Source organism: Serratia sp. CY74737, assembly GCF_052166775.1.
GTDB lineage: Bacteria > Pseudomonadota > Gammaproteobacteria > Enterobacterales > Enterobacteriaceae > Serratia > Serratia ureilytica.
On the sequence record NZ_JBJNOF010000038.1, the window covers coordinates 1 to 858 of the forward strand.

An 858-nucleotide genomic window follows, 5' to 3' on the forward strand; every position below is an offset into this window, starting at 1 on the left:
GGCTACGTGCGTCGCCGCCACAGCCTGCAGTGGACGCTGGCGCTGCTGGTGACCTCTGTCATGCTGTATATTCCGGCCAACCTGATGCCCATCATGGTGACCGAGGCGCTGGGTAACAAGATGAATTCCACCATCATGGCGGGGGTGATCCTGCTGTGGGGGGACGGCTCTTATCCGGTAGCGATGGTGATTTTCATCGCCAGTATCATGGTGCCGTCGCTGAAAATGTTGGCGATCGGTTGGCTGTGCTGGGATGCGAACGGCAGGAAGAAACCGCGCGCCGACAGCGAGCGTATGCATCTGATTTATGAAGTGGTCGAATTCGTTGGCCGTTGGTCAATGATCGACGTGTTTGTGATCGCCGTGTTGTCGGCGTTGGTGCGAATGGGGCAGTTGATGAGCATTTATCCCGCGACGGGCGCCGTGCTGTTCGCGCTGGTGGTGATCCTCACCATGTTCGCCGCCATGACATTTGATCCCCGGCTGACCTGGGATCGCGCAAGTGAAACAATAAACAAGGAGCCGCAAGGTGACGGAAAATAATCATAGCGTCGCGGACGTCGAGAAGATCAAACGCTGGTCGCCGGTGTGGATCATTCCCATCGTGACCGCGCTGATCGGCGCCTGGATCCTGTTTTACCACTTCAGCCATCAGGGGCCGGTGGTGACGCTGGTGACCACGACGGCGGAAGGGCTGGAAGCGGGTAAAACCAAAATCAAAAGCCGCAGCGTTGACGTCGGCGTGGTGGAAACCGTCACGTTGAGCGATGACCTGAGCAAGGTGATGGTGCAGGCGCGTCTCAATTCCGGCATGGAGAAATTGCTGCGCCAGGATTCCGCCTTCTGGGTGGTGAAGCC

At 58.2% G+C, this 858-nt stretch carries 2 protein-coding genes; both read left to right on the plus strand.

The annotated features are described in order from the left end of the window. A partial coding sequence (locus ACJ8PE_RS25015; protein ID WP_442536949.1) for a paraquat-inducible protein A occupies positions 1–543 on the plus strand: 543 nt, incomplete at its 5' end. Next, on the plus strand, positions 530–858 hold a 329-nt coding region (locus ACJ8PE_RS25020; protein WP_182604204.1), incomplete at its 3' end, for an MlaD family protein. The genes ACJ8PE_RS25015 and ACJ8PE_RS25020, both read left to right, overlap by 14 nt.